The 22,511-nt window shown below is 61.7% G+C and carries 21 protein-coding genes; 15 read left to right on the top strand and 6 right to left on the bottom strand.

The genetic code is table 11. From position 1 onward, the window contains the following. Positions 1 to 8: 8 nt before the first annotated feature. Positions 9 to 1,121, bottom strand: coding sequence for a histidine kinase (locus Q8L25_RS29035; protein WP_308922687.1), 1,113 nt, complete (start codon positions 1,119 to 1,121; stop codon positions 9 to 11). Positions 1,122 to 1,288: 167 nt separating this feature from the next. Here Q8L25_RS29035 and ugpQ point away from each other — a divergent pair, with 167 nt between their 5' ends. Beyond that, positions 1,289 to 2,017 (top strand): glycerophosphodiester phosphodiesterase, encoded by a 729-nt coding sequence (gene ugpQ, locus Q8L25_RS29030; RefSeq protein ID WP_308922686.1) that lies wholly within the window; start codon positions 1,289 to 1,291, stop codon positions 2,015 to 2,017. A 72-nt stretch (positions 2,018 to 2,089) separates the two neighbouring features. Here ugpQ and Q8L25_RS29025 read toward each other — a convergent pair whose 3' ends face one another. Next, positions 2,090 to 4,147, bottom strand: coding sequence for a TonB-dependent receptor domain-containing protein (locus Q8L25_RS29025; RefSeq protein ID WP_308922685.1), 2,058 nt, complete (start codon positions 4,145 to 4,147; stop codon positions 2,090 to 2,092). A gap of 136 nt (positions 4,148 to 4,283) precedes the next feature. Here Q8L25_RS29025 and Q8L25_RS29020 point away from each other — a divergent pair, with 136 nt between their 5' ends. From Q8L25_RS29020 to Q8L25_RS28995, 6 genes are all read left to right on the top strand, one after another. Further along, entirely contained in the window at positions 4,284 to 4,718 is a 435-nt protein-coding gene (locus Q8L25_RS29020; RefSeq protein ID WP_308922684.1) for a transcriptional repressor, read from the top strand. Between the two features lie 135 nt (positions 4,719 to 4,853). Continuing rightward, positions 4,854 to 7,466 (top strand): alanine--tRNA ligase, encoded by a 2,613-nt coding sequence (alaS, locus tag Q8L25_RS29015; protein WP_308922683.1) that lies wholly within the window; start codon positions 4,854 to 4,856, stop codon positions 7,464 to 7,466. Between the two features lie 234 nt (positions 7,467 to 7,700). Beyond that, positions 7,701 to 7,928 (top strand): sulfurtransferase TusA family protein, encoded by a 228-nt coding sequence (locus Q8L25_RS29010; RefSeq protein WP_010395510.1) that lies wholly within the window; start codon positions 7,701 to 7,703, stop codon positions 7,926 to 7,928. Between the two features lie 214 nt (positions 7,929 to 8,142). Next, on the top strand, positions 8,143 to 8,892 hold the full coding sequence (locus Q8L25_RS29005) for an electron transfer flavoprotein subunit beta/FixA family protein (RefSeq protein ID WP_308922682.1): 750 nt from the start codon (positions 8,143 to 8,145) through the stop codon (positions 8,890 to 8,892). Between the two features lie 39 nt (positions 8,893 to 8,931). Continuing rightward, a complete protein-coding gene (locus Q8L25_RS29000; protein ID WP_308922681.1) occupies positions 8,932 to 9,864 on the top strand; it encodes an FAD-binding protein in 933 nt (310 codons plus the stop codon). An 89-nt stretch (positions 9,865 to 9,953) separates the two neighbouring features. Continuing rightward, entirely contained in the window at positions 9,954 to 11,744 is a 1,791-nt protein-coding gene (locus Q8L25_RS28995) for an acyl-CoA dehydrogenase (protein WP_308922680.1), read from the top strand. Between the two features lie 106 nt (positions 11,745 to 11,850). Here Q8L25_RS28995 and Q8L25_RS28990 read toward each other — a convergent pair whose 3' ends face one another. Next, entirely contained in the window at positions 11,851 to 12,477 is a 627-nt protein-coding gene (locus Q8L25_RS28990) for a glycine zipper 2TM domain-containing protein (RefSeq protein ID WP_308922679.1), read from the bottom strand. 101 nt (positions 12,478 to 12,578) lie between these two features. Further along, the gene (locus Q8L25_RS28985) at positions 12,579 to 13,013 is read right to left on the bottom strand and encodes an NINE protein (protein WP_308922678.1); all 435 of its coding nucleotides are present in this window, start codon (positions 13,011 to 13,013) and stop codon (positions 12,579 to 12,581) included. Between the two features lie 263 nt (positions 13,014 to 13,276). Between Q8L25_RS28985 and rpsP the strand changes: the two genes are divergently transcribed. The 7 genes from rpsP (at position 13,277) to Q8L25_RS28950 (ending at position 17,928) form a co-directional block, all read left to right on the top strand. Then, positions 13,277 to 13,528: a 30S ribosomal protein S16 gene (gene rpsP / locus Q8L25_RS28980; protein ID WP_010395524.1), complete on the top strand. Its 252-nt coding sequence runs from the start codon at positions 13,277 to 13,279 to the stop codon at positions 13,526 to 13,528. 14 nt (positions 13,529 to 13,542) lie between these two features. Next, positions 13,543 to 14,100, top strand: coding sequence for a ribosome maturation factor RimM (gene rimM, locus Q8L25_RS28975; RefSeq protein ID WP_308922677.1), 558 nt, complete (start codon positions 13,543 to 13,545; stop codon positions 14,098 to 14,100). A 47-nt stretch (positions 14,101 to 14,147) separates the two neighbouring features. Beyond that, on the top strand, positions 14,148 to 14,894 hold the full coding sequence (trmD, locus tag Q8L25_RS28970; RefSeq protein WP_308922676.1) for a tRNA (guanosine(37)-N1)-methyltransferase TrmD: 747 nt from the start codon (positions 14,148 to 14,150) through the stop codon (positions 14,892 to 14,894). Positions 14,895 to 15,029: 135 nt separating this feature from the next. Next, positions 15,030 to 15,413 carry a 50S ribosomal protein L19 gene (gene rplS / locus Q8L25_RS28965; RefSeq protein WP_035825414.1) on the top strand — a complete coding sequence of 128 codons (384 nt, stop codon included), beginning with the start codon at positions 15,030 to 15,032 and terminating at the stop codon, positions 15,411 to 15,413. Positions 15,414 to 15,488: 75 nt separating this feature from the next. Further along, positions 15,489 to 16,148 carry a CoA pyrophosphatase gene (locus Q8L25_RS28960; protein ID WP_308922675.1) on the top strand — a complete coding sequence of 220 codons (660 nt, stop codon included), beginning with the start codon at positions 15,489 to 15,491 and terminating at the stop codon, positions 16,146 to 16,148. A 270-nt stretch (positions 16,149 to 16,418) separates the two neighbouring features. Next, the gene (locus tag Q8L25_RS28955; RefSeq protein WP_308922674.1) at positions 16,419 to 17,378 is read left to right on the top strand and encodes a CobD/CbiB family protein; all 960 of its coding nucleotides are present in this window, start codon (positions 16,419 to 16,421) and stop codon (positions 17,376 to 17,378) included. A gap of 214 nt (positions 17,379 to 17,592) precedes the next feature. Continuing rightward, on the top strand, positions 17,593 to 17,928 hold the full coding sequence (locus Q8L25_RS28950; protein WP_308922673.1) for a DUF3579 domain-containing protein: 336 nt from the start codon (positions 17,593 to 17,595) through the stop codon (positions 17,926 to 17,928). 34 nt (positions 17,929 to 17,962) lie between these two features. Here the strand turns inward: Q8L25_RS28950 and Q8L25_RS28945 are convergent, their stop codons facing one another. Together Q8L25_RS28945 and Q8L25_RS28940 are read right to left on the bottom strand one after the other, a co-directional pair. Next, positions 17,963 to 18,508 (bottom strand): GNAT family N-acetyltransferase, encoded by a 546-nt coding sequence (locus Q8L25_RS28945; RefSeq protein ID WP_308922672.1) that lies wholly within the window; start codon positions 18,506 to 18,508, stop codon positions 17,963 to 17,965. Between the two features lie 29 nt (positions 18,509 to 18,537). Further along, positions 18,538 to 19,278: a GntR family transcriptional regulator gene (locus Q8L25_RS28940; RefSeq protein WP_308922671.1), complete on the bottom strand. Its 741-nt coding sequence runs from the start codon at positions 19,276 to 19,278 to the stop codon at positions 18,538 to 18,540. 385 nt (positions 19,279 to 19,663) lie between these two features. Here Q8L25_RS28940 and Q8L25_RS28935 point away from each other — a divergent pair, with 385 nt between their 5' ends. Then, positions 19,664 to 22,324 (top strand): TonB-dependent receptor, encoded by a 2,661-nt coding sequence (locus Q8L25_RS28935; RefSeq protein WP_308922670.1) that lies wholly within the window; start codon positions 19,664 to 19,666, stop codon positions 22,322 to 22,324. Positions 22,325 to 22,511: the final 187 nt, after the last annotated feature.

The raw sequence follows: 22,511 nt of genomic DNA, 5'->3' as shown, positions 1-22,511 counted from the left end.
CGTCGTGCTCAAATGGAAGATTCGGAAGGTTGAAGTGGCAGGGTCAGGCGGGCGGTCACGCCACTGCCCGGATTGGCATTGAGCGATAGGCTGGCCGCATCGCCGTGCATGACCTGCAGCCGTTCGCGGATATTCGCCACGCCTAGCCGGGTCCCTTTGGTCTGGCCCGGATGGTCGAGGCCCAGGCCGTCGTCGGCCACGATCAGCGTCAGCATGCCGCCGTCCAGGCTGGCGCGCACGGCGATATGGCCGCCGTCGATCTTCGGCTCCAGGCCGTGCTGGATGGCGTTTTCCACCAGCGGCTGCAGCAGCATCGGCGGCAGTTTCACCTGGCGCAAGTCGTCGGGCAGGTCCAGCGTATAGGCCAGGCGCGCACCCATGCGCACGGCCATCAGGCCCAGGTAGGCTTGCATCAGGTCGAATTCCTGGCCCAAGGTGGTGGTCTCCACGCGCGAGGAACTGAGGGTGGCGCGCAGGTACTGGATCAGCTGGTCCAGCAGGAGCTGGGCGCGGTCCGGATCAAAGCTGATCAGCCCCTGCAGGTTGGCCAGGGTATTGAACAGCATGTGCGGCTCGATCTGTGCCTGCAGCAGCTGCAATTGCGCCTGCATGGCCTGGCGCGCCACCGATTCGGCGCGCGCTTTTTCCTGCGCCGCCGCCGTCTGCAGGCGCGAGATTTTTTCGCGGCTGGAAAAGAACAGGATGGCGGCGCCCGTTACGGCCAGCGTAAAGACCAGGTTGGCCGTCACTTCGCCGGCATCAAGGGTGGTCAATGCCTTGACCTTCACGTCGGTCAGCCATACAAACAGATGCATGCCCAGCCATTGCGCCACCGGCACGGACACCAGGATGATGGCGATGAAGGGCAGCGCTTTCGGCCGCTGGCCCTCGTGCCACAGGGTCAGGCGCGCACCGTCGATCAACACGAAGGCGATGCTGCCGATGCACATGGCGGCAATCAGGTTCTGGCCCAGGTGGCTGCCCGGATTCAAGATATAGGTAATCACCAGCGCGCACAGCACATTGATGGCCAGCGCATAGCGGATGTCGGGCAGCATGCGGTAGTAGCGCGAACGGCGCGGTCTGGCTGGCTGGTCCGGAGGGATGGTCGGCTTGAACATATGCGCTCTGTTAAGTGGTCGATAAGACATTGTGTGGCTTGTGCGCGGCCAGCGCAACGCCGGTGCGACGAAACGGGGCTGACACGGCGCCAATCGCTGCATGCCCCCTTGTGTTTTCGTGCTTTCATTTATGATGGCAAGTCCATCACCAACCAGCAAGGATCACCATGTGGCCCTATCCACGCACCTTGGCACACCGCGGCGGCGGTACGCTGGCCCCTGAAAACACGATTGCCGCCTTGCGCTGCGGGCTGGCGCACGGCTACCACGCCGTCGAATTCGACGTCATGCTGGCCAAAGACGGCGTGCCGGTTGTCGTGCATGACGTGGAACTGGGCCGTACGGTGGCCGGCAGCGGCGCCATTCCCGATTACACGGCGGCGCAGCTGGCGGCGATGGATGCGGGCAGCTGGTTCGGCCCCGAGTTTGCGGGCGAGGGCGTGCCGGGTTTTGACGCGGTGGTGGCGTATTGCCAGGCGCACGGCATCTGGATGAATATCGAGATCAAGCCGGCGCCGGGGTTTGAACGGCAGACGGGAGCCGTGGTGGCGCGGGCCACGCGCCAGCATTTTGCCGCTGGCGGACTATTGCCCTTGCTGTCGTCGTTCAGCATGGAAGCGCTGGAAGCGGCGCGCGAGGCGGCGCCGGAACTGGCGCGGGGATGGCTGGTCGATGAATTGCCGCATGACTGGCTGGCGCAGGCAAGCAAGCTGGGCGTGGTGGCCATGCATTGTGATCACAAGGTGCTGACACCTGAGCAGGTGCAAGCGATCAAAGCGGAAGGGCTGGGTGTGTTCTGCTATACCGTCAATACGCCGGAAAGGGCCAGCGAGTTATTTACGTGGGGCGTGGATGGGTTTTGTACGGACAGGATAGATATCATTGCGGCTGGATAAACCGAACCCCAAAACAACATCCGGGGTCAGACCCTCAGGGTCTGACCTCAATCCTTGCGTTTGGGTTAACAATTAAAACGTCACCCTTACCCCCGTCGTCAGATTACGCCCCGTCAACGGCGCCGCATTCTTGATAAACGAGGTGTGGCTGTACGCCAGCTCGTTCGTCAGATTATTCGCCTTCAGGTAAAACTGGGTCGGCGTGCCGGCTAAGCGGGTGTTGTAGCTGGCCGAGAGGTTCAGCATATTGTAGCCAGGCGTGTCCGTCTCGAAGGCGGCCACCTTGTCCTGTTTGCCGACGCGGTAGAACTCGGCCACGCCGTTCCAGTTCTGCCAGTTGGCGTCGAATTTCACGCCCAGGCGCTGGGCCGGGATACGCGGCAGATTGCCGCCGCCATCGGCCAGCTTGGCGCGTACATGGTCGCCGAACACGCTGGCGCCGAAAACAGGATTGATCTGCTGGCGGATCTGGCCTTCGATGCCGGTAAACGTGGCGTCGCGCTGGGCGTATTCGATCAGCTGGAAGCCTTCATGGCTGTCCAGGGTGGAGCCGAAAATATAGTTGTCGATCTTGTTGCGGTAGGCGCTCAGCGAAAAGGTGGTGGCGCCCGCGTATTTGCGCAGGGTCAGGTCGATATTGTTCGAGGTTTCCTTGCCCAGGTTTTCATTGCCCAGCTCATAGGTGGCGGTGGCCATGTGCACGCCGTTGGCGTACAGCTCTTCGGCGCTCGGCAGGCGGTGGGTGCGCGAGATGGTCGAGCCGAGCGAATACTGCGGCGCGAATTTCCACACGGCGCCCAGCGAGACGGAGGTGCCGCTGGCGCTGTGGTCTTTCAGCGTCGTGCTGTCGACATCGATATCCTGCCATTCGTGGCGCAGGCCCGCTTCGAAGCGCCATTGCGCGAGGTTGTATTCCTCGACCAGGAAAGCCGCGTGTTTCCTGGTGAGGGTCGGCGCCACGTACGCTTCTTCGCCCAGGGCCGAGAAATCGCGTTTCGTCGTTTGGAGGCCGACCACGCCGCGCCAGCCACCGAGCGGCACGTGTTCCATTTCCAGCCGTGCGTCGTGGCCCTTGTTCTTGAAAGTGGTGGCCACTTCCGTGCCCTCGATCTCATCGTGCTTGTAATCGGTAAACGCGGCGCGCAGGCGCAGGCGGGTAAAGCCGGGGACCGGATCGCGCAGTTCGCCGCGCACGTCCCAGCGCTCGCTTTTCAGTTTCACGTAGGGTACGGCGCCGCCTTCTTCGTGCTCGTGATCGTGGTCGCTGCCTTCCTCTTCCTCGTGCTCGCCGCAATGCAGATGGGTGCCGTGCGGGTGGCAGCTTTCGAATTCGTGGTTGTGGCCGGGCAGGCCGTATTCGGCGCGCTGGCTGGTAAATGCCAGTCCCAAAAAGCCGCGCGATCCCACCCACGAGGCGCCGACGCTGCCGGTATCGGTTTCGTTGTAGCTGCCGGCCACTTTGGAGCCGCCTTCCCAGCCGCTGCCGACCTTGTATTCTTTCGCGTCGCGTTTCACGCCTTCCGCGTGGAAGGCAAAATTGCCGGAGCCGCCGGTCACCTCGAAGGCGCCCGCTTTTTCACGCGCGGCCGAGTTGGCGCGCACTTCCGCGCTGCCTTCGAAACCCTTGGCAGGTACTTTCGTCGGGATTTTCTTGTCGATCACATTGACCACGCCGCCGACGGCGCCGCCGCCATAGGCCAGTGCCGACGGTCCGCGCAGCACTTCGACCTGTTCTGCCAGCATCGGTTCGGACGCCACCGCATGGTCGGGGCTGATGGTCGAGGCATCCTGCACTTCGGCGCCATCGGACAATACTTTCACGCGCGGGCCATCCATGCCGCGGATGATGGGGCGACTGGCGCCGGCGCCGAAATGGCTGGAGGTAATGCCGGGCTGGCCGGCCAGGGTTTCACCGAGGGTCGCTTCGCGGGTGCGCACCAGTTCATCGCCTTCAAGCACGGTCACCGGCGTGCTCATGTCGTCGCTGCCCAGCGACAGGGCGCTGGCTGAAACGGTCACGGCCGGCAAGGTGGGTGCTTGCTGGGCCAGTGCGCTGGCGGGCGCGGCAAATGCCAGCATCAGGGCCAGGGCCAGCGGGGTGGGGCGATGTAAAGAGTGCGGTGCGGTCATGGTTCAATTCCTTGTTGTGTGACGGTGTTTGCAGGGGCTGGGCAAGCGTTAATTTGATAATGATAAACCATTATCATTAATGTGTGAACCGCCAGATGCTACGGCTTGAGCATCCCCATGGTGTATTCTGTCGGCTATGGAACGCACAACACGTCAAAAAACCGCTATACAAACCGCCATCGAGTCGGCCCGGCGCCCGCTGTCGGCGCAGGAAATCCTTGAAGAAGCCAGCCTGCAGGTGACGCAGCTGGGCATTGCCACCGTCTACCGCAACCTGAAATCGCTGGTGCTGGAAGAGAAGGTGCATGTGGTTACCTTGCCCGGTGAAAACCCGCGCTATGAATCGAACACGGTGGCCAATCATCATCACCATCACTTCCAGTGCACCAGCTGCCAGCGCGTGTTCGACGTGCATGATTGCCCCGGCGACCTGAAGCGGATGGCGCCGCAGGGCTTCGTGGTCGAGCGCCATGAGCTGACCCTGTATGGCCGCTGCGCCGATTGCAATGCGGCCGGCGGGGTGGCGGTTTCCGCCAGTCCCGCGCCGCACGGCTGCGCCGACCACACCTGAGCCGTATCTGGGCTGGGCGTGCGCGCAACACTCGCCGCACCGGCCCTGGTTTGTCTTGATTGTGCCTTAATTGCAGGCAGCCATATCACGTATAATCTTCCCTTTAAAGCTGCCGCCACTTTTTGCCAAAAAAACATGAAATCATCTGAAATCCGCGACAAGTTCCTCAAGTTTTTCGAGTCCAAGGGCCATTCCATCGTCCGTTCCAGTTCCCTGGTGCCAGGCAACGATCCGACCCTGCTGCTGACCAACAGCGGCATGGTGCAATTCAAGGATGTGTTTACGGGCACCGACAGCCGCCCGTATACACGCGCCACGTCCGTGCAGCGCTGCGTGCGCGCCGGCGGCAAGCATAACGACCTGGAAAACGTCGGCTACACGGCGCGCCACCACACCTTCTTTGAAATGCTGGGCAACTTCAGCTTCGGCGACTATTTCAAGCGCGATGCGATCCACTTCGCGTGGGAACTGCTGACCAAGGTGTACGGCCTGCCGGTCGAAAAACTGACGGTCACGGTCTACATCGAAGATGACGAAGCCTACGATATCTGGGCAAAAGAAATCGGCGTGCCAACCGAGCGCATCATCCGCATCGGCGACAACAAGGGCGCGCGCTACGCTTCGGACAATTTCTGGCAGATGGCCGATACCGGCCCTTGCGGCCCGTGCACCGAGATCTTCTACGACCACGGCGCCGACATTCCTGGCGGCCCACCGGGCTCGCCTGACGAAGACGGCGACCGCTTCATCGAAATCTGGAACCTGGTGTTCATGCAGTTCAACCGCGACGAAGCGGGCGTCATGCACAAGCTGCCGAAACCGTGCGTCGACACCGGCATGGGCATGGAGCGCCTGGCCGCCGTGCTGCAGCACGTGCATTCGAACTATGAAATCGACCTGTTCCAGCACCTGATCAAGGCGGCCGCCCGCGAAACCGGCGCGACGGATTTGGAAAACAAATCGCTGCGCGTGATCGCCGACCATATCCGCGCCGCCGCCTTCATGATCGTCGACGGCGTCATTCCGGGCAGCGAAGGCCGCGCCTATGTGCTGCGCCGCATTATCCGCCGCGCGCTGCGCCACGGCCACAAGCTGGGCCAGACGAAACCGTTCTTCTACAAGCTGGTCGAGGACCTGGCTATCGAGATGGGCGCCGCTTACCCGGAGCTGGAAGAAGCCAAGGTCAACGTCGCCAACATGTTGAAAGCCGAGGAAGAGCGTTTCGGCGAAACCCTGGAAACCGGCATGAAAGTGCTGGAAGCCCAGCTGGCCAAGGACGCCACCGGCATCGACGGCGCCACCGCATTTACGCTGTACGAAACCTACGGCTTCCCGCCGGACCTGACGGCCGATATCTGCCGCGAACGCAATATCGCGTTCGACCAGGAAGGCTACGACGCGGCCCTGAAAGAAAGCCAGGAGCTGTCGCGCAAGGGCGGCAAGTCGCACAAGGACAGCAAGGTCGAATACGCGGGCGAGAAAAACAAATTCGTCGGCTACGAGCAGCTGAGCTTTGGCAGCAAGGTCATCGCCCTGTACGCTGCCGGCACCCCTGTGCAGGAACTGACGGCGGGCCAGGCCGGCATCGTGGTGCTCGACACCACGCCGTTCTACGCCGAATCGGGCGGCCAGGTGGGCGACCAGGGCGTGATCACGGCGGGCAGCGCGTCGTTCAAGGTCGACGACACCCTGAAGATCCAGGCTGACGTATTCGGCCACCATGGCGTGCTGGAATCAGGCGCCCTGAAGGTCGGCGATACGGTCTCGGCCGATGTCGACACGGCCAAGCGCGGCCGCACCATCCGCAACCACTCGGCCACCCACTTGATGCACAAGGCCTTGCGCGAAGTGCTGGGCAGCCATGTGGCGCAAAAGGGCTCGCTGGTCGACCCGGATAAAACCCGTTTCGACTTCAGCCACAATGCGCCGATGACGGCGGAACAGATCGCGGCGGTGGAAACCATCGTCAACAAGGAGATCCTGGAAAACCATGCGGTGCAGTCGCACCACATGTCGTTCGACGACGCGGTGAAACATGGCGCGATGGCGCTGTTCGGCGAAAAATACGGCGACGAAGTGCGCGTGCTCGATATCGGCAGCTCGAAAGAACTGTGCGGCGGCGTGCACGTGCAGCGCACGGGCGACATCGGCCTGTTCAAGATCATCGCCGAAAGCGGCGTGGCGGCCGGCATCCGCCGCGTCGAAGCGGTGACGGGCGAAGGCGCGCTGGCGCTGGTGCAAACCATCAACCGCCGCCTGCTCGACGCGGCCGCCGCGCTGAAGTCGAATCCGGAAGAGCTGACGGCGCGCATCGGCCAGGTACAGGACCATGTCAAGGCGCTGGAGAAGGAACTGGCGGCCCTGAAATCGAAACTGGCGTCGGGCCAGGGCGATGAACTGGTCACCCAGGCGGTCGACGTGAACGGCATCAAGGTGCTGGCGGCCGTGCTGGAAGGCGCCGACGTGGCGCGCCTGCGCGAAACGATGGACAAGCTGAAGGACAAGCTGAAGACGGCCGCCATCGTGCTGGCCAGCGTGACGGACGGCAAGGTCAGCCTGATCGCCGGCGTGACGGCGGACGCCACTTCGCGCGTGAAAGCGGGCGAACTGGTGAACTTCGTTGCACAGCAAGTGGGCGGCAAAGGCGGCGGACGCCCCGATATGGCGCAGGCCGGCGGCACCGACGCCAGCGGTTTGCCGAACGCCCTGGCCGGCGTGCCGGCCTGGGTCGGCGACAAGGTGAAATAAGCCGCAACGCTGCATCCATGCGGGGTGCGAGCCCCGCATGCGCTGTAAAGCGGCCCGCAAATCCGGTTTGCGGGCCGTTTTGCTTTGGAGCATCTCGTTGTGACCCCACAACAGCCGGTGAACTATTTTGGTGCAGCGCGTCATTGGCCCTGAATTAGAGTAGTATGTCGAAAATCAGTACAACAAAACAATGGTGGGATATTGATGAGCGACACACTACTTGATACCGAGATTATGGAATTTCATAAAGAACTCGACGCGCGGGGCTTGAATTGCCCGTTGCCGATTCTGAAAGCAAAAAAGGCATTGTCAGAGCTGCAAAGCGGTGAAGTGCTGCGCATCATGGCAACCGATCCCGGTTCCGTGCGCGACTTCCAGGCCTTCGCCAAGCAGACCGGCAATGCCTTGCTGTCGCACGTGCAGACGGGTACCGAGTTTGTGTTCCTGATGCAGCGCAAGTAATGCTTCACCGGCGCTGGCGGGTGCTAGTTTGCTGCCCCGCAGCGTAGCGCCAGATTCCCTCATTCGCAGCCATCCTAGTCAGTTTAGATGGTTTGCTCTAACTAAAAATCGCACGATCGTGCTTAAATTCGGTTCGAGATTCAAATTTCTCTTATAATCGACCTCACAATCAGCACTTGATCCGTCATTTTTATAATTTCCCAAAGGCATAGCTATGAAAGTCTTGGTACCCGTCAAACGCGTGGTCGACTACAACGTCAAAGTCCGCGTCAAGAGTGACGGCACTGGCGTCGATACCGCCAACGTCAAAATGTCGATGAATCCCTTCGATGAGATCGCTCTCGAAGAAGCCATGCGCCTGAAAGAAGCGGGCAAGGTCACCGAAGTGGTTGCCATTTCCTGCGGCGTGACCCAGTGCCAGGAAACCCTGCGCACGGCCATGGCCATCGGCGCCGACCGCGGCATCCTGGTCGAAACCACCACCGAACTCGAACCGCTGGCCGTCGCCAAGCTGGTCAAGGCACTGGCCGACAAGGAACAGCCACAACTGATCATCCTGGGCAAACAGGCGATCGACGACGACAGCAACCAGACCGGCCAGATGCTGGCGGCCCTGCTCGGTTGGCCACAAGCCACCTTCGCCTCGAAAGTCGTGCTGGAAGACGGCAAAGTGACCGTCACGCGCGAAGTCGACGGCGGCCTGGAAACCCTGGCCCTGACCCTGCCGGCCATCGTCACCACCGACCTGCGCCTGAACGAGCCGCGCTATGTGACCTTGCCGAACATCATGAAGGCCAAGAAAAAACCGCTGGAAACCGTCAAGCCGGAAGACCTGGGCGTCGACGTCACCCCGCGCCTGAAAACCTTGAAAGTGGCGGAGCCAGCCAAGCGCTCGGCCGGCATCAAGGTGCCGGACGTGGCCACGCTGGTCGCCAAGCTGCGTACCGAAGCCAAAGTCATCTAAGCGGCTCGCCGCCTCTCCAGAACAATTACAGGACATATCATGGTCGCATTAGTTATTGCTGAACACGACAACGCTACCTTGAAAGGTAGCACCCACCACACCGTCACCGCAGCCGTCCAGTGCGGCGGCGACGTGCACGTGCTGATCGCCGGTTCGAACGCGTCGGCCGCCGCTGCCGCCGCCGCGCAAATCGCCGGCGTGGCCAAGGTCATCGTCGCCGACGCGGCCTATTTTGCCGACGGCCTGGCCGAAAACGTGGCCGAGCAGGTGCTGGCGATCGCCGGCGACTACAGCCACATCCTGGCGCCAGCCACCGCCTACGGCAAGAACATCCTGCCGCGCGTGGCCGCCAAGCTGGACGTGGCGCAGATCTCGGAAATCACCAAGGTCGATACACCTGACACCTTCGAGCGTCCGATCTACGCCGGCAACGCGATTGCCACCGTGCAGTCGGGTGACAAGGTCAAGGTCATCACCGTGCGCACCACCGGTTTCGATTCGGCCGCCGCCACCGGCGGTTCGGCCGTCACCGAGACCATCACGGCCGTGGCCGACAGCGGCAAATCGGCGTTTGTGGGCCGCGAACTGGCCAAGTCCGACCGCCCTGAGCTGACCGCCGCGAAAATCATCGTCTCCGGTGGCCGTGGCTTGGGTTCGGCCGAGAACTTCCAGATCCTCGAGCCGCTGGCCGACAAGCTGGGCGCCGCCATGGGTGCTTCGCGCGCCGCCGTCGACGCCGGCTTCGTGCCGAACGACTGGCAAGTGGGCCAGACCGGCAAGATCGTCGCGCCGTCGCTGTACATCGCTGTCGGTATTTCCGGCGCGATCCAGCACCTGGCCGGCATGAAGGACTCGAAAACCATCGTCGCCATCAACAAGGATCCGGAAGCGCCGATCTTTGCCGTGGCCGACTACGGCATCGTGGGCGATCTGTTCGAGATCGTGCCGCAACTGGTCAAAGAATTGGGCTAAATAAGCCCAACCCGGTTTTGTGAATTGCAAAGCCACGCCGGCCCGCCCCACACGGCGAGCCGCGTGGCTTTTTTCTTGGAGATAAGAAGATGAGCTATCAAGCCCCGCTGAAAGACATGTTGTTCGTCATGAACGAACTGGCCGGCCTGGCCGAGATCCACACCTTGCCCGGCTGCGAGGACGCCACGCCCGATACGGCCGAGGCCGTGCTGGAAGAGAACGCCAAATTCTGCGGCGGCGTGGTGGCCCCGCTGAACGGCCCCAGCGACAAGGAGCCCAGCTTCTTTCACGACGGGCAAGTAACCACCTCGAAGGGTTTCAAGGAAGCCTTCAAGGCATATGGTGAAGCGGGCTGGCAGGGCGTCCAGCATCCAACCGAATTCGGCGGCCAGGGCTTGCCCAAATTGCTGGCCACGCCGTGCATCGAAATGCTCAATGCGGCCAGCATCTCGTTCGCGCTGGTGGCGCTGTTGTCCGACGGCGCCATCGAAGCGCTGCTGACGGCCGGCAGCGACGAACAAAAAAGCATATACCTGGAAAAACTGGTGTCGGGCCAGTGGACCGGCACCATGAATCTGACCGAGCCGCAGGCCGGCTCTGATCTCGCCGCCGTGCGCACGCGCGCCGTGCCGCAGGGCGACGGCACCTACAAAGTGTTCGGCACCAAGATTTTCATCACCTATGGCGAGCACGACCTGGCCGAAAACATCGTCCACCTGGTGCTGGCCCGCACGCCCGATGCGCCGCCGGGCGTGAAAGGCATTTCGCTGTTTATCGTGCCGAAGTTCCTCGTCCATGCGGACGGCAGCCTGGGCGAGCGCAACGACGCGCACTGCGTGTCGATCGAGCACAAGCTGGGCATCAAGGCCAGTCCGACGGCGGTGCTGCAGTTCGGCGACCACGGCGGCGCCATCGGCACCCTGGTGGGCGAGGAAAACCGTGGCCTGGAATACATGTTCATCATGATGAATGCGGCCCGCTTCGGCGTGGGCCTGCAGGGCATCGGCCTGGCCGAGCGCGCCTACCAGCAGGCGGTGGCGTTTGCCAAGGACCGCGTGCAGTCGCGCGACCTGGCCGGTTCCAGCGGTCCGGTCTCCATCATCCACCATCCGGACGTGCGCCGCATGCTGATGTCGATGCGCTCGCAAACCGAGGCGGCGCGCGCGCTGGCCTATGTGGGCGCGGCCATCAGCGACGTCGCCCATCACCATCCGGACGCGCAGGTGCGCACGGAAAGCCTGGCCACCTATGAATACCTGGTGCCCATCATCAAGGGCTGGTCGACGGAAATGTCGCAGGACGTGGCGCGCGACGGCGTGCAAGTGCACGGCGGCATGGGTTTTATCGAAGAGACGGGCGCCGCCCAGCATTACCGCGATGCAAAAATTCTCACCATCTACGAAGGCACGACGGCGATCCAGGCGAATGACCTGGTGGGCCGCAAGACGGTGCGCGACGGCGGCGCGGTAGCGAAGGCCATCATCGCCCAGGTGCGCGCCACGGAAGCCCAGCTGGGTGAGTTCACGGGCGCCGACTTCCAGGCCATGCAGCGGCACCTGGCCGAAGGCAGCGCGGCGCTCGAAGCCGTGGTGGAATATGTGGTGGCCAACATGAAGACGGATATCAAGGCCGTGTTCGCCGGCAGCGTGCCGTACCTGAAACTGGCCGGCATCGTGCTGGGCGGCTGGCAGATGGCGCGCGCGGCCGTGGCGGCGCAGCAGAAACTGGGCGAAGGCAGCGGCGACGCGGCCTTCTACAAAGCCAAGATTTCCACCGCGCGTTTCTTTGCCGACCATATCCTGTCGCAGGCGCCGGGCTTGCGTGCCACGATCATTGACGGCAGCGCCGGCGTGATGGCGTTGTCCGAAGAGCAGTTTTGATGGTTTAAATCTGAAAAATGGCGGGCCGGAGACGCGCCCGCTAGGCCCGAGCGCCTTGGTTCAGGACTCGGGCCTATTTTAGCGGCTCGGGCTGTTGTTGCTCTTCTTAACGGCGCGTAATGCCGTTACCGGAATTGCGCACCAGGTCACCCGACTGCAGGCCCGGGTCCTGGTCGAACGCGAAATCGGCGCGTGCGCCCGTTTCGTATTGCACCGTCACGGTCCATACCTTGGAATTTTTCACATGGCCTTCGACCTGCTTGCCCGCATAGGCGCCACCGGCGGCGCCGGCCAGGGTGGCCAGGTCCTTGCCGCGGCCGCTGCCGACCTGGCGTCCCAGCAGGGCGCCGGCCACGCCGCCGCCTATCATGCCCAGCGCACCGCCTTCACCGGCTTTCTCGGTGACATTGACTGACAGCACCTTGCCGCAATCGGCGCATACTTGCTGCTGCTGTTTGGCCGGCTGGCTGGCGTAGGCATTGCCGGCTTTTTGCGCGGCCTTGGCGTTGATGATGGCCTGGTCGTATTCGGTCTTGGCGTCGCGCAGGCACTGCATGCGCGCTTTCGACGAGGTTTCCTCGGCGCACAATTTTTTGTCATCCGCATAGCGGGTATTGGCCTGCTTGCTGTCGTAGGCGTATTGCGCCTTGGGCGACAGGTTCTGTGCAAAGGCGGGCGTGCCGAGCAGGCCGGCCAATGTCATGGCAATAATAATAGTAGGGCGACGAATCATGATCTTCTCCAATAAGCGACCAGCGATGCTGGTGGTGGGTACAGTATAGAGGAAAAGCATAATTGCTTGCCAACACAGCCGTGCGCGGGTTTTGCCGGCTTTCAGCCGTAGGCGCCGCCCGTGTACAGCAGGTCAAACAGGCGCGCCATGGTGGCGATCAGGGTGCCCGCGCCCAGCATCAGGGTGGCCACCAGCACCACGGCCAGCGGCCAGCCCGTGTCCGAGGTCCGCCCCGAGCCGGCGTTATAGCGCGCATCCCATTTGTCATCGGGCATCAGGCCCAGCACCAGCGCTTCCAGGAAGCCGATCAGCGCCGAAATGGTCAACGGCAGCAGCTGGTAGAACCAGTCGGCCTCGGGCAGCAGCTGGCGCAGCGCCAGGCTGGCGGGCAGGGCGGCCAGGTGCAGCCAGCCCCAGCGGTCGGTGGCGCCATGCAGGTAGAAACGGTGCGCGCCCAGCATGCCCAGCAGGAAGGCCAGCAGCGAGGTAAAAGCCTTGTTCTTGTGCGAATGTTGCAAGATCGTCGTGGTGGTCATGGCGTTCCGGTTGCGCAGCGATAGGGAAGAGGTAGTATCGGTCAAAGCGGGCCGTTTGTGGTGATTAAAACAGTCTTGCGGTGTGGTGCGACGGGTCAGCGACGGGCCATAAACGCACGCGCCTATTGCGTCTTTGGCGCTGACTGGTCATAATGTTTGATTAGCCCAAATTACACGCCCGTCATCATAACGCTTGCTGCCTGGCGGTAAAGCGCGCTATAATTTGCGGCTTTTTCCGCCTCAGCACACTTTTTGGAAATATTATGGTCGTTATTCGTTTAGCTCGTGGAGGCGCCAAGAAGCGCCCGTTCTTCAACATCGTCGCTACTGACTCGCGCAATCGCCGCGATGGTCGCTTCATTGAGCGTATCGGTTTTTACAACCCGATGGCGCAAGGTGGCGAAGTTCCACTGCGTATCACCGCAGACCGTCTGGCCTACTGGCAAGGCGTTGGCGCACAATTGTCGCCAACCGTTGCTCGCCTGGTAGCCAGCAACAACAAAGCAGCAGCTTAATTCAGATCACTGGTTTGACGGTCAAGACTGCATCCGGGGTGAAAGTCCCCGATGACCTGGTACAGGTAGGCTATGTCTCCGGTGCCTATGGCATCGCTGGCGGGGTCAGGATCACTCCTTTCTCCGACGATGCGGATGCATTGTTAAGCGTTAAAACCTGGTGGCTTGATAAACCGACCTTGCATGACGTTCAAGTCAGGCAGGCGAAGTTACACGGCGGCGACGTCGTGGCCCAGCTGGTGGGTGTGGTCGGGCGGGATGCCGCGGAAGCGCTGAAAGGCGTCTCCGTGCAAATTCCGCGTAGCCATTTCCCGACGCTGGATGCCGATGAGTTTTATTGGTCCGATCTGATCGGGCTGACAGTTGAGAATTTGCAAGGCGAGTGCCTCGGCACAGTGCACGACATGATGAGCAATGGTCCGCAGTCGATCTTGCGCGTCACCCCTGTCGCCACTGCCGATGAGTCAGCTGAAAAGGCGCCCGAGCGCCTGATCCCGTTTGTCGGCCAGTTTGTCATCAATGTTGACAAGGTCGCCGGCAAGATCACGGTCGACTGGGGCCTCGATTATTAAGCCGCCTGCGCTGATCGCGACGGGCAAACTTTCTGTATGGGGCTGCGATGCAATTTGATGTCGTGACCCTGTTCCCGGAAATGTTTGCCGCGCTGACGCAGTCGGGTGTGACCCGGCGTGCCTTCGAGCAGCAGAAATGTGGCTTGTCCTTGTGGAATCCCCGTGATTTCACGAGCGACAATCACCGTACCGTGGATGACCGCCCGTATGGCGGCGGCCCTGGCATGGTGATGATGGCCAAGCCGCTGGAGGCGACCATCCATGCAGCAAAGCAGCGCCAGCAGGACCTCGGTCTGGCCGCGCCGCGCGTGGTGTTCATGTCGCCGCAAGGCCGCGCCCTGACGCATGAGCGCGTCACGCAACTGAAGGCCGAACCCGGCCTGGTGATTTTGTGTGGCCGCTATGAAGCCGTGGACCAGCGCCTGCTTGACCGTTGTGTCGACGAGGAAATCAGCGTCGGTGACTTCGTGTTGTCGGGCGGTGAGTTGCCCGCCATGGCGCTGATGGACGCGGTGATCCGGCTGTTGCCTGGTGTGTTGAACACCGAGGCGTCGGCGGTCGAAGACAGCTTTGTCAATGGCTTGCTCGATTCGCCGCACTATACGCGGCCGGAAACGTATGAAGGCACGAGCGTGCCACCCGTCCTGATGGGTGGCAACCATGCCGAGATCGTCAAGTGGCGCCGCCAGCGCATGCTGGAAGCGACCGCGAAGAAGCGTCCTGATCTGTTGATCAGCGCGCGCGCCGCCGGCTTGCTCAGCAAGGCCGACGAACAATTCCTGGCCAGCCTGTAAGTTTTCTTCTGAGAACAAGCAGGGTGGCCTTGCAGTGCCGGGCATGTTGCCCAATTAGTGCAGTACCCATCCTCTACCGGGCGGATAGTCAGCTATCCACAGTGCGCCGGCATGATGGCTTTCGGAGTGTTAAAAATGGATCTGATTCAACAATTAGAGCAAGAAGAGATCGCCCGTCTGGGTAAATCGATTCCTGACTTCGCACCAGGCGATACCGTCATCGTCAGCGTCAACGTGGTCGAAGGTACGCGCAAGCGCGCCCAGGCTTACGAAGGCGTCGTTATCTCCCGTCGTAACCGTGGCCTGAACTCGAACTTCATCGTTCGCAAGATCTCGTCCGGCGAAGGCGTCGAGCGTACGTTCCAACTGTACTCGCCGCTGATCGCTTCGATCGAAGTGAAACGCCGTGGTGATGTTCGCCGCGCCAAGCTGTACTATCTGCGTGAGCGTTCGGGTAAATCGGCGCGTATCAAAGAAAAATTGCCAAACCGCCGCGTTGTGGCGAAAGCAAGCGCGTAATACCAGCGTCTGCGTTTGGAAGAGGGGGTGCCTATGGGTGCCCCCTTTTTATTTCTGGAGCTGGAGGCTGTTAGCATGGCAACTATCGCGTTTGACCCGAAAAAACTGGCTGTCGATTCGATTGCCGGCGAAGCGGCGCTCGATGCCGCGCGCATGACGCCCGAGGCCTTGCGCCAGCGCCTGTCATCGCCGCCGGCATGGCAGCCCGAGATCACCCAGGATTTCCTGTCCGCCCGCGCCGAACCGGTGCCGGCCGCCGTGCTGATCCCGCTGGTGCTGCGCCCCGAAGGCTTGACGATCCTGCTGACCATGCGCACCGATCACCTGAGCAGCCATGCCGGGCAGGTCAGCTTTCCCGGTGGCCGCAGCGAAGCGTATGACGCCTCGGCGATTGCCACGGCGCTGCGCGAAACGGAAGAAGAAGTGGGCCTGGCGCGCAGCCACGTGGAAGTGCTGGGCCAGCTGCCCGATTACCTGACCGGCACCGGCTACCGCGTCACGCCCGTGGTGGGCCTGGTTACGCCGCCGTTCGAGCTGCGCGCCGATCCGTCGGAAGTGGCGGAAATATTCGAAGTGCCGCTGGCCTTTCTGATGGATGGCTTGAATCACCAGCGTTTGTCCGTGGAATTGCCGGGCGGGCGCCGCTCCTTCTACGCCATGCCGTATGAGCGGTTTTACATTTGGGGCGCGACCGCCGGCATGTTGCGCAACTTGTTCCACCTCTTGCGCGCCTAACGTAACATCCAATAAATTCTTGTGATTTCTGACTTCCATAACCGGCGCTCTGCGGCGTTGTCCGCTGCTAGCAGTGCTCGCACTGCGTCGCAGCGAACGCCTTGCATAGCATCCGGTTCTGTTCGTCATAAACTCACAATATTTTCCTGAAGATTACTTAGACAATTGTCCAAATATCAGCTTCAATTGTAATAAGTTTGATTCCGGCACTGCACTGCGTTATCGTAGCGGGCATTGCGGTATTGCTGTAAAAGACAAAAAGGACCATCGATGACATTTTTCTCCATACTTTGCGCACTACTGATCGAGCAGCTCAAGCCCTTGCGTGCGGATAATATGATCTACGCCGAGATCAAGAGCATGGCGATGCGCATGGAGACCTGGTTCAACGCTGGCCACGCCAGCCACGGCCGCATGGGCTGGTTTTTGATGATGGGCATGCTGATGATCCCCACCGCCGGGATCTACTGGGCGTTGAAGTATTACGAGCTGACCCTGGTGATGTTTGCCTGGAACGTGCTGATCGTCTACCTGACCCTGGGTTTTCGCCACTACAGCCATTACTTCACGTCGATACAGCTGGCCCTGAGCGCCGGCGACGAGCCGGCCGCGCGCACCTTGCTGGCCGAATGGACCAAGCTCGACACGGTGGGCATGGAGACCAATGAAATTTCCCGCATCGCCGTCGAAAAAGCCCTGATCACCACGCATCGCAATGTGTTCGGCGTCTTCTTCTGGTTCATGATGCCGTTCGGGCCGGCCGGCGCCGTGATGTACCGCGTGGCCGAATACCTGGCGCGCGCCTGGAATGAACCCGAACACATGCGCAATGAAGCATTTGGCCTGTTTGCCGCGCGCGCCTTTTACTGGATCGACTGGATTCCCGTGCGCCTGACGGCGGTCGCCTTTGCCGTGGTCGGCAACTTCGAAGACGCCATCTACGCCTGGCGCAATTTCGCCCATCGCTGGTACGACGAGGCGATCGGCATCATCCTGACGGCCGGCGGCGGCGCCATGGGCGTACGCCTGGGCACGCCGGCGGAGACCGCGGCGCGCGTGGTGATCACGCTCGACGTGGCGATCGACGACAGCGACAGCGAAAGCGATATCCTGCCCGGCGACGAGCCCGGCGTGCGCGCCTTGCAAAGCACGGTGGGCCTGGTCTGGCGCGCCTTGCTGCTGTGGATGCTGCTGCTGCTGCTGTTGTCAGGTGCGATCTTCCTCGGTTGATGCACGTCGTGTGGCAAGTGCAATTCGATTAGAATAAGGGGCTGGCGCCGCAAGTGTGCCGGCCCCTTTTGCATCTGGCCGGCAGATCAGGACAGATCGAGGTAGAACCCAAGTCTTCTATAAGATATAATACTGACTGTCCGCAAGACGCACTGAACTACCAGCCCGGTTTACCCGCCGGGGCCATTCACGCAATCCAGTCCCGACAAGCCACATGGCCGAGTTATCTCAAAACAACGGAAAACTCTCAGACGAGTTCTTCATCCTTGGTCTCACCAGCAATGGCAAGCAATTTCGCCCCAGTGATTGGGCCGAACGCCTGTGCGGAGTGATGTCCTGTTTCAATCCCGAGGGTGGCGGGCGCAATGCGCACCTGCAATACTCTCCCTACGTTCGCCCGACCATCGTCAACGGCGTCAAGTCGGTGGTGGTCAACACCAAGCTGCGCGAGATCGAACCGATGGCCTTCCACTTCGTGCGCGAGTTTGCCAAGGACAACGACCTGCAGATCGTCGAAGCCTGCTTCCTGCCGCCCAAGGAAGAGAAGTAAGTGTTTACCTGCCGTCAGTGTCCCGCCAGGGGCACTAGAGGGCGGCGCCAGACGCCACGCGCGCATACATGAAAAAATTGCCCGGTACGCCGCGCACCACGCGATAGGCGCGCAGCCAGCCCTCGCGTTCAAATCCCGCTTTTTCCAGTACCCGTATCGACGCGGCATTCGTGTCGAGCACCACCGCCTGCACCCGCAGCCAGTGCTGCGACCGCAGCGCCCACTCGCTGGCGTCCAGGCACAGCGCGGTGGCGATGCCGCGTCCCCACCATGCCGGCGCAAGATCATAGGCGATTTCGGCATGGCGATGCTGCAGCGAGCGATGGTTGAAGCCCAGGGTGCCGACCAGGCGTCCGGTGGCGCGCTCGGCGATGGCAAACCGCAGCGGCGTTTCGGGTCCCTCGCACTGGTAATCGTTGTACAGCGCGTACAGGTCGTTAATATCGCGCAAGTTCCAGCTGGTGTGCTGGATGACCTCGGGTTCGCGCAGGTAGGCATACCAATCGGGAATGTCGGCTGGCAGCAGGCTGCGGATCTCGACCAGCGGATGCCGGCAGGGCGGCAGCAGCGGTTCCTTCATGTGCTTCTCCTTGAATCGCGATGCCGGCCTCAGCTGGTGCTCAGTTCCGCCACAAAATCATACATGTCGCCGCGAAAGTAGGAGCGGCAAAACTCCACCGCGCGGCCATCGCGCAAAAATCCCAGGCGCTCGACCGACAGGCCGGCATCGCCTTCGCGCGCCTGCAGCAGCACCGCCTGTTCGCCCGTCAGCAGCAGCGCGCTCAGGCGCTGCAAGGCCCGCACCGGGCGATTGCCCGCCTGCTCGAGCGCGTCATACATGGAAATGTCGACCGACTCGAGCGACGGCAGGCAGCCCGCCGCGATGGTGGCGTATTCCAGGCACATCGGCAGGTCGTCCGCATAGCGGATGCGGTGAAAACGGTACACGGGCGCGCCTGGCGACAGCCGCAGCCGCAGCGCTTCCTCCGGCGTCACCGTGCCTTCCGAGCGCTTGAGCCACACGCTGCGCGGCGTTCGTCCGCGCGCGCGCATGTCTTCCGAAAACGAGGTCAGCTTGGCAAAATTCTTCTCGATGCGGGTATTGATGAAGTTGCCCGAGCCGGGGCGCTTTACCAGCAGGCCTTCGCCCACCAGGCCATCGATGGCCTTGCGCACGGTAATGCGCGAGACCGACAGATCGCTGGCCAGTTGGCGCTCGGCCGGCAGCGCTTCGTCCGGGCCCAGGATGCGCTTGTCGATCGCCAGGCGCAGCGCGCGCTGCAATTGCTGGTACAGGGGCAGGCTGCTGCTTTGCCCCAGGTCTTGCATGATGTCAGCCAGGGTGGTCATGTGCTGTCGGTCTCCGGTGCGGCGCGTTGCGGACGCGCTCTGTGGCTGCTGGGTTGGCGCTGATGCGCGAATGGATAATACCAAAGAAGACCACGGCAAAACCAATTCACCCCACCTCGTTTTCTTCCCCGTCATGCCACTTTTTTCCTTCTGGTATGGCTGTCTCCCCATACGGCAGCGCCCTGAAACAGCCCCAAGTGGTCTGTGTGATTGTCACAACGTTATAAAAAAAATGGTTTAACTGGTAGTGTTCTGGTATTGGATAGTAGTATATTGGCGTTAAATTGGTTTTGTAAGTGGTTGACAGAAGGGTCCGCAACATCAACAGGATCCATATTAAAAAATGAACAGGTTCCATCCTGGAACCGCCATCAAGGGGGAGTACATGAAACGCAATTTGACACCTGCAGCCGTCGTTGTGACATCCGGATCGCGCCGCCGCACGCCGATCGCCACGGCGGTGGCCGTGCTGGCCGCCGGTCTGGCGTTTTCGGCCCAAGCGCAGGAAGCGCCGGCCGAAGACGTCACCGTGGTGACCGTCACGGGCGTGCGCGCCTCGCTGGAAAAGTCGCTCAAGCAAAAACGCAATGCCGATTCCGTGGTCGAAGTGGTGACCGCCGAAGATATCGGCAAGATGCCTGACCGTAACGTGGCCGACGCGATCCAGCGCCTGCCAGGTGTCAATACGCAATCGTCGGCCGGCGGCGAAGGCGGCTTCGGCGAAAACGACCGCGTCAGCCTGCGCGGCACCAGCCCCAGCTTCCAGCAAACCCTGTTCAACGGCCATGCCATCAGCACCGGCGACTGGTTCGTGCTGAACCAGTTCGGCGGCAATGTCGGCCGCAGCAGCAGTTTTTCCCTGCTGCCGTCCGAACTGGTCAGTTCCGTGGTGGTGCACAAGAGCGCCACCGCCGACCTGCCGGAAGGCGGCGTGTCGGGCGTGATCGACGTGATCACCCGCCGTCCGCTGGAATTCAAGAACCAGGTGACGGCCGAAGGCTCGATCCAGGGCTTCTACAATGACCTGGCCGGCAAGACCGAACCGCAGTTCTCGGGCCTGGTGAACTGGAAGAACGACAGCAATACCCTGGGCATCATGGTGCAGGGCTTCTCGCAAAAATCGTCGGTGCGCCGCGATGGCCAGGAAATCCTCGGCTATACGCCGATCGCCGCCGACAGCGCTGCCGCCAAGGCCCACCCTGAACTGGCCGGCGTGAAAGTGCCGACCTTTATCGGCGCCAGCCTGTTCGAGCAAAAGAAAACCCGCGCCGGTGGCGCCTTCGACATCGAATTCAAGCCGAGCAAGGATCTGACCTTGGACCTGAACGGTTTCTATTCGGAACTGAAAGCCCCGCACCAGAACACCAACTGGCTGGCCGCGCCGGCCAACTCGATCAACAGCGCCAACCAGGTGCCGACCAACTACACGGTCAAGAATGGCACCTTGACGGGCGCCACCTTCGGCACCAACTCGGGCGAAGTCGACAATATCTACCGTCCCGACGCGGGCGGCGAATCGTACTACCTCGATTTCAACTTCAAGTACCGCGCCACCAAGGACCTGACCCTGAGCGGCAAAGTGGGCAAGACCCACGGCGTCGGCTATGACCGCGACGATGTGTACTACCAGAACAATGTCGACGGCGGCATGGTCTACCAGCTGAACGGCATGAGCCCGGCCAGCGTCTCGTATCCGGGCGGCACCACCACCAAGCCAGGTTCGACGGCCTGGGCCGGCGGTGGCGAATCGCGTTCGGTCGACCAGGAAAAATACGCCCAGCTCGACGCCGAACTGCGCATCTCGAGCGGCGTGTGGGACAGCATCAAGTTCGGTGGCCGCATGACCGACCACAAGCGCGATGCCGAGCATCCGTTCGAAACCCGTCCGGGCGCGCTGGGCTTCACCAACCCGGGCCCGGTGTGGACCGGCAGCATGTACCCGAGCGACTTCGCCAACAACCTGGGCGGCAACCTGTCGTCGAACTACTTCAAGTATGACGGCGCGGCCCTGGGCGCCTGGGGCGCGGCCAACGGCAACCGTCTGTTCGACTATGTGCGCCGCCACAACTGGACCGACGAATTCCGCCTGCAGGAAAAAACCTCGGCCGTCTACGCCATGGCCAACCTGACCGGCGACAACTGGAGCGGCAACTTCGGCCTGCGCGCCGTGCATACCAAGCAGTCGACCCTGGTCAACCAGGCCGGCGGCACGATCACCGGTTCCGACTGGGGCCCGTATTCGCAAAAGTTGTACGAGCGTACCTATAACGACTACCTGCCTAGCGCCAACATCAAGTTCGACGTGCGCAACGACGTGGTGGTGCGCGCAGCGATTGCCCGCACCATCGCCCGTCCCGACTACAGCGCGCTGGGCGGTTCGGTCTCGCTGAACGACGATGCACTGAGCGGCAGCGGCGGCAACGTCAACCTGAATCCGGTCAAGTCGGACAACGCCGAAGTGAGCGCCGAATGGTATTTCGCACCGAAGTCGGCCTTCTCGGTGGGCCTGTTCTACATGGACCTGAAATCGGTGGTGTCGAACGGTACCGTCAGCGCCACGTATTTCAACAGCAAGCGCAATGCCAACGCCGTCTACCTGATCACGTCGCCATTCAATACCAGCGGCAAGAACAAGGGCGCGGAGTTCAGCTACCAGCAGCCGCTGTTTGGCGACTTCGGCATCCTGGCCAACTACACCTATGCCGATGGCAAGCTCGACAACGGTGACGAACTGGTCAACGCGTCGCGCAACACCTACAACCTGACGGCGTTCTACGAAGCCAATGCGCTGTCCGCGCGCCTGGCCTATAACTATCGTTCGGCCTACAAGGCGGGCGTGGACCGTGGCGCCAGCCAGCATGTGGAAGGCAGTGGTGGACTGGCCGGTTCGATCAATTACAAGATCAACGAGCATTTCACCATCACGTTCGATGCGCTGAACCTGACCAATACGACCATCAAGATGTATGCGGAGAACAAGGATCAGCCACGCGCTTTCTACAGCAATGGCCGGACCTTTTACCTCGGCGTGCGCGGCAAGCTGTAAGTTGTAGTAGTTTTCAAGGCAGATAGGGGCGCGCGGCACCGCGTTCTTGCTGCCGGTTGTTTTTCAAGGCAGGTTCCTGTAATGGGTGCCTGTCTTTTTTTATGGTTCGATGGTTGCAAGCCGGGGTAAGCAGCCGTCATGCCTGAAGCTTAAAAACTTAAAAACAGCGGGCCGGAGACGCGGGCCC

Source organism: Janthinobacterium sp. J1-1, from assembly GCF_030944405.1.
Taxonomy (GTDB): Bacteria; Pseudomonadota; Gammaproteobacteria; order Burkholderiales; family Burkholderiaceae_D; genus Janthinobacterium.
Note: the sequence above shows the minus strand (reverse complement) of the source record. Positions and strands in the feature narration are given on the sequence as shown.

Excerpts from the sequence above, each read along its gene's own strand:
- rpsP (WP_010395524.1), top strand. The coding sequence starts at position 13,277 with ATGGTCGTTATTCGTTTAGCTCGTGGAGGCGCCAAGAAGCGCCCGTTC.
- Q8L25_RS28985 (WP_308922678.1), bottom strand. The coding sequence starts at position 13,013 with ATGACCACCACGACGATCTTGCAACATTCGCACAAGAACAAGGCTTTT.
- Q8L25_RS28950 (WP_308922673.1), top strand. The coding sequence starts at position 17,593 with ATGGCCGAGTTATCTCAAAACAACGGAAAACTCTCAGACGAGTTCTTC.
- ugpQ (WP_308922686.1), top strand. The coding sequence starts at position 1,289 with ATGTGGCCCTATCCACGCACCTTGGCACACCGCGGCGGCGGTACGCTG.
- Q8L25_RS29025 (WP_308922685.1), bottom strand. The coding sequence starts at position 4,147 with ATGACCGCACCGCACTCTTTACATCGCCCCACCCCGCTGGCCCTGGCC.
- Q8L25_RS28990 (WP_308922679.1), bottom strand. The coding sequence starts at position 12,477 with ATGATTCGTCGCCCTACTATTATTATTGCCATGACATTGGCCGGCCTG.
- Q8L25_RS29035 (WP_308922687.1), bottom strand. The coding sequence starts at position 1,121 with ATGTTCAAGCCGACCATCCCTCCGGACCAGCCAGCCAGACCGCGCCGT.
- Q8L25_RS28960 (WP_308922675.1), top strand. The coding sequence starts at position 15,489 with ATGGCAACTATCGCGTTTGACCCGAAAAAACTGGCTGTCGATTCGATT.
- trmD (WP_308922676.1), top strand. The coding sequence starts at position 14,148 with ATGCAATTTGATGTCGTGACCCTGTTCCCGGAAATGTTTGCCGCGCTG.
- Q8L25_RS29020 (WP_308922684.1), top strand. The coding sequence starts at position 4,284 with ATGGAACGCACAACACGTCAAAAAACCGCTATACAAACCGCCATCGAG.
- Q8L25_RS29010 (WP_010395510.1), top strand. The coding sequence starts at position 7,701 with ATGGAATTTCATAAAGAACTCGACGCGCGGGGCTTGAATTGCCCGTTG.
- rplS (WP_035825414.1), top strand. The coding sequence starts at position 15,030 with ATGGATCTGATTCAACAATTAGAGCAAGAAGAGATCGCCCGTCTGGGT.
- Q8L25_RS29000 (WP_308922681.1), top strand. The coding sequence starts at position 8,932 with ATGGTCGCATTAGTTATTGCTGAACACGACAACGCTACCTTGAAAGGT.
- Q8L25_RS28945 (WP_308922672.1), bottom strand. The coding sequence starts at position 18,508 with ATGAAGGAACCGCTGCTGCCGCCCTGCCGGCATCCGCTGGTCGAGATC.
- Q8L25_RS29005 (WP_308922682.1), top strand. The coding sequence starts at position 8,143 with ATGAAAGTCTTGGTACCCGTCAAACGCGTGGTCGACTACAACGTCAAA.
- Q8L25_RS28940 (WP_308922671.1), bottom strand. The coding sequence starts at position 19,278 with ATGACCACCCTGGCTGACATCATGCAAGACCTGGGGCAAAGCAGCAGC.
- alaS (WP_308922683.1), top strand. The coding sequence starts at position 4,854 with ATGAAATCATCTGAAATCCGCGACAAGTTCCTCAAGTTTTTCGAGTCC.
- Q8L25_RS28995 (WP_308922680.1), top strand. The coding sequence starts at position 9,954 with ATGAGCTATCAAGCCCCGCTGAAAGACATGTTGTTCGTCATGAACGAA.
- Q8L25_RS28955 (WP_308922674.1), top strand. The coding sequence starts at position 16,419 with ATGACATTTTTCTCCATACTTTGCGCACTACTGATCGAGCAGCTCAAG.
- Q8L25_RS28935 (WP_308922670.1), top strand. The coding sequence starts at position 19,664 with ATGAAACGCAATTTGACACCTGCAGCCGTCGTTGTGACATCCGGATCG.